Below are 4,431 nucleotides of genomic sequence, written 5' to 3'. Positions count from 1 at the left end.
TCCCGCTGCCAGAGCGTGTAGTCCGCATACTGCACGGGCAACGCCGACCACTGCGGCTCCCGACCCTCCGCACGCGCCGCATAGGCGAGGATCACGTCCCGGGCCAGCGGCGCCATCGACCAGCCGTCCGCCGCGATGTGGTGCAGGACGAGCATGAGGACATGCGCGCCGCCGCCGAGGGCGAACAGGCGGGCGCGCAGCGGCGGCTCCACCGACAGGTCGAAGCCCTGCCCGACCGTCGCGGCCAGCGCCGCGGGCAGCGCGCTCTCCTCCACCTCCGCGACGTCGAGGCGGGGGCGGGCGTCGGCGGGGTCGAGGACGAGCTGCCGGGCGGTCCCCGACCGGTCGGGGAAGATCGTGCGGAGGGGCTCGTGGCGCGCCGCGACGTCGGCCAGCGCGGCGCGCAGCGCGGCGAGGTCGAGCGCGCCGTCCAGGCGCAGCGCGATCGGCATATTGAACGCCGCGGGGGCGCCCTCGAACCGGTTGAGGAACCAGAGCCGCTGCTGCGCGTAAGACAGCGGGACGACGTCCGGACGCTCGGCGCGCACCAGCGGCGGGCGGACGTCCCCGTCCGCCTCGGCGAGCCGTCCGGCGAGGCCCGCCGCGGTGGGCGCCTCGAACAGCGCCCGGACGGGCAGCTCGGCGCCGAGCGCGGAGCGGATCCGGCTGACGAGGCGGGTCGCGGTGAGGGAGTCGCCGCCGAGGTCGAAGAAGCCGTCGTCCACGCCGACCCTCGGCACTCCGAGGACCTCGGCGAACAGGCCGCAGAGGATCTCCTCCCGGGGCGAGCGCGGCGCGCGGCGGGCGGCGGCGCCGGCGTCGGGCGCGGGCAGCGCGGCCCGGTCGAGCTTGCCGTTCACGGTGAGCGGCAGCGCGTCCAGGACGGTGAACGAGGGGACCATGTAGTCGGGGAGCCGCTCGGCCGCGTACCGCAGGACGGCGGCGGCGTCGACGTCGGGGCCGACGAGGTAGGCGGCGAGGCGCCGGTCGCCCGGGCGGTCCTCGCGGACGACGACGGCGGCCCGCGCGACGCCGGGGCATCCGGCGAGGACGTTCTCGATCTCCCCCGGCTCCACCCGGAAGCCGCGGATCTTCACCTGGTCGTCGGCGCGGCCGAGGTACTCGACCGTCCCGTCCGGCCGCCACCGGGCGAGGTCGCCGGTGCGGTACATGCGGTCGCCGGGCGCGCCGAACGGGTCGGCGACGAAGCGCTCGGCGGACAGGCCGGGCCGGTCGTGGTAGCCGCGCGCGAGCTGCGCGCCCGCGAGGTACAGCTCGCCGGGGACGCCGGCCGGGACGGGCTGGAGCGCGCGGTCGAGCACGTAGGCCCGGGTGCCCCGCTGGGGCGCGCCGACGGTCGGGCGGTCGCTGTCGGCGACCGCCGCGTTCATGGTGTCGACGGTCGACTCGGTGGGCCCGTAGAAGTTGCGGGCGGTGAGGCCGGTGACGGCCCGCAGCTCCGTCCACAGGCTCTCGCTGATCGCCTCGCCGCCGAGGAGGAGCTGCGAGGGCCGGTGCCGGCCGTCGGCGTCCAGCAGCCCCGCCTCGCGGAGCGAGGTGAAGTGCGACGGGGTGGTGTTCACCAGGTCGATCCGCACGCGCGCCACGTACGCGGTGTAGGCCTCCACGTCGCGGCGGGTCTCGTCGTCGATGAGGTGCAGCTCGTGGCCGTACATCATCCACAGCAGGCCCATCCAGGACGTGTCGAACGAGAACGACGCCAGGTGGGCGAACCGCATCCGGCGGCCGCCGGCGGACTCGACGAGCGGGTCGAAGAACGCGTCCCGGTGGGCCTCGAAGTAGTTGAGCACGCCCGAGTGCGGGACGGTCACGCCCTTGGGGCGTCCGGTGGATCCCGACGTGTAGATGACGTAGGCGGCGTTGTCCGCCCGCAGGCTCCGGACCCGCTCCCCGTCGGCGGGGTCGTGGGAGGGCCGGCCCGCGGCGTCCGGGAAGTCGCCGGCGGTGATGGTCAGCACCGGGCGGCAGTCGTCCAGCGTGGAGGCGACGCGGTCGGCCGGGTACTCGGGGTCGATGGGCACGTACGCGGCGCCCGCCTTCAGGACCCCGAGAATCGCGACGACGATCTCGGGGGTGCGCGGCAGGACGAGCGCGACGCGGTCCTCGGGGCCGACGCCCCGTGCGATCAGCTCGTGCGCGAGGCGGTTGGCGCGCGCGTTCAGCTCGGCGTAGGTCAGCCGGGCGTCGCCGCAGACGAGGGCGGTCTCGTCCGGGGTGCGGGCGGCCTGGGCCTCGAACAGGGCCGCGAGGGTGCCCGACGGAGCGTCGGCGGCGGTGTCGTTCCAGGCGGTGTCGTTCCAGGCGGTGTCGTTCCAGGCGGTGTCGTTCCAGGCGGTGTCGTTCCAGGCGGTGTCGTTCCAGGCGGTGAGGTTCGCTCGTTCGGCGCCGTCCGCGAGGTCCACCGCGCCGATCATCTGGTCCGCGTCCTCGGCGAACGCCTCCAGGAAGCGGCGGACGCGCGCGAGCAGCGCCTCCACGGCGGGCGCCTCGAAGACGTCGGGCCGGTAGTGCAGGCGGAGCGAGAGGCTCTCGCCCGGGACGGCGACGAAGGACAGGGGGAAGTGGGTGGCGTCGTAGGAGTCGGCCCCGGCGATGCGGACGCCGTTGAGGGAGCCGTCCATCGAGGACGGGTCGAACGGGTAGTTCTCCAGCACCGTCATCGTGTCGAACAGCGCGCCGCCGTGGCCCGCCGCCCGCTGGATGTCGGTGAGGCCGAGATGGTGGTGGGCGAGCAGCTCGGTCTGCTCGTCCTGGAGCCGCTCCATCAGCGCGCCGAGCGGCTCGTCCAGCCGGTACCGGACGCGGACCGGCAGCGTGTTGATGAAGAGCCCGATCATCTGCTCGATGCCCGGCAGCTCGGGGGGACGGCCGGAGACGGTCGCGCCGAACACCACGTCCCCCCTGCCGAGGAGCCGTCCGAGGACGAGTCCCCAGGCGCCCTGCAGGACGGTGCTCAGCGTGACGCCGTGGCGGCGGGCGGCGCGGGTGAGGCGGCGGGTGGCGCGCTCGTCCAGCGCGGTGGTCGTGCGCTCGGGCGGTTCGGGGGCGCGGGCGGCGGCCGCGGGAGCGACGAGTCCGGGCTCCTCCACGCCGTCCAGCGCGCGGCGCCAGGCGTCCTCGGCGGCCGCGCGGTCCTGCCGGGAGAGCCAGGCCAGGTAGTTCTTGTAGGGGGTGACGCGGGGCATCCCGGCGTCGTGGCCGCCCTGCATGTACAGCAGGAACAGCTCGGTCACCATGATCGGCGTGGACCAGCCGTCCAGCAGGATGTGGTGGTTGGTGAGGATCAGCCGGTACCGCTCGGGGCCCATGCGGACGAGGACGAACCGCAGCAGCGGCGGCGCGGTCATGTCGAAGCCGCGCGCCCGTTCCCGCAGCACGACGGCGTCGGCCCCGGCGCCGTCGGCGGCGATCTCCTCCCACGGCAGCGCGACGGTGCGCGGCACGACCTGCACGGGCCGCGACAGGTCCTCGTGCCAGAACGCGGCGCGCAGGTTGGGATGGCGGCGCAGCAGCGTCTCGGCGGCGGTCCGCAGCGCGGCGACGTCGAGGGGGCCCTCCAGGTCCAGGACGAGCTGGGCCGTGTAGACGTCGCCGTCGCCGGCGTCGAAGAGGGCGTGGAAGAAGAAGCCCTGCTGCAGCGGCGACAGCGGCAGGATGTCCTCGAGGTCGCCCCGGTTCACTTCTTCTGCCTCCACGCGGTCTGCAGCTTGTCGATCTCGCCCTGGTCCAGCTCCACCAGCAGGTCGGACGGGGTGAACCCGCCGGCCGCGCCGCCGGCGACGTCCGCGACGAGGCCGCGCAGCGCCGCGAACCAGCCCTCGGCCAGCTCCCGGACGTCGGCGGAGTCCAGCAGCCCGCCGGGCCATGTCCAGGTCGCCGACAGCACCGGGCCCGCGGGCAGGTCCCGGGTGAGGGCGTTGACCTCCAGGGCGTGCGCCATCGGCATGCGAGGGTCCTCCCCGGCGGGCAGCTCCTCGGGCGCGAGCGTCCAGTCGCCGCCGTCGCCGCCGTCCGCGATCCGGCCGAGGTAGTTGAACGCGATCTGCGCCCGCGGGACCTCGGCGAGCTCCTCGTCGCCGTCCACGTGGCGGAGCAGGCCGTACCCGAGGACGTCCGGGACGGCGCGCAGCTGCTCCTTGACCTTCTTGACGGCCGCGCCGCCGGTCGCGCCCCCCGCGTCCAGCCGGACGGGGTGGATCGAGGTGAACCAGCCGGCCGTGCGCGAGACGTCCACGCCCGGCACGGAGTCCTCGCGGCCGTGGCCTTCGAGGTCGACCAGCACGCCGGTGCCGCGCCCGCCGCGGCGCCTGCGCCACTGGGCGACGGCGAGGGCGAGGCCGGTGAGCAGCACGTCGTTTTGGCGACGGGCACCGACTCGCCGGTGAGCGCCGACTCGTCCACCGCGAACTC

2 protein-coding genes are annotated in these 4,431 nt (G+C 75.2%); both read right to left on the bottom strand.

Going from position 1 to position 4,431, the window contains the following annotated elements; all coding sequences use genetic code 11:
• On the bottom strand, positions 1-3,716 hold a 3,716-nt coding region (locus AB0C69_RS38735), incomplete at its 3' end, for an amino acid adenylation domain-containing protein (protein WP_360361031.1).
• Positions 3,698-4,372, bottom strand: a complete 675-nt coding sequence (locus tag AB0C69_RS38730; RefSeq protein WP_360361028.1) for a condensation domain-containing protein — start codon at positions 4,370-4,372, stop codon at positions 3,698-3,700. The genes AB0C69_RS38735 and AB0C69_RS38730, both read right to left, overlap by 19 nt.
• Positions 4,373-4,431: the final 59 nt, after the last annotated feature.

Origin of the sequence: Actinomadura sp. NPDC048032, from assembly GCF_040653175.1 — a bacterium.
Classification (GTDB): Bacteria; Actinomycetota; Actinomycetes; order Streptosporangiales; family Streptosporangiaceae; genus Spirillospora; species Spirillospora verrucosospora.
This window is presented reverse-complemented; position numbering and strand designations above follow the sequence as displayed.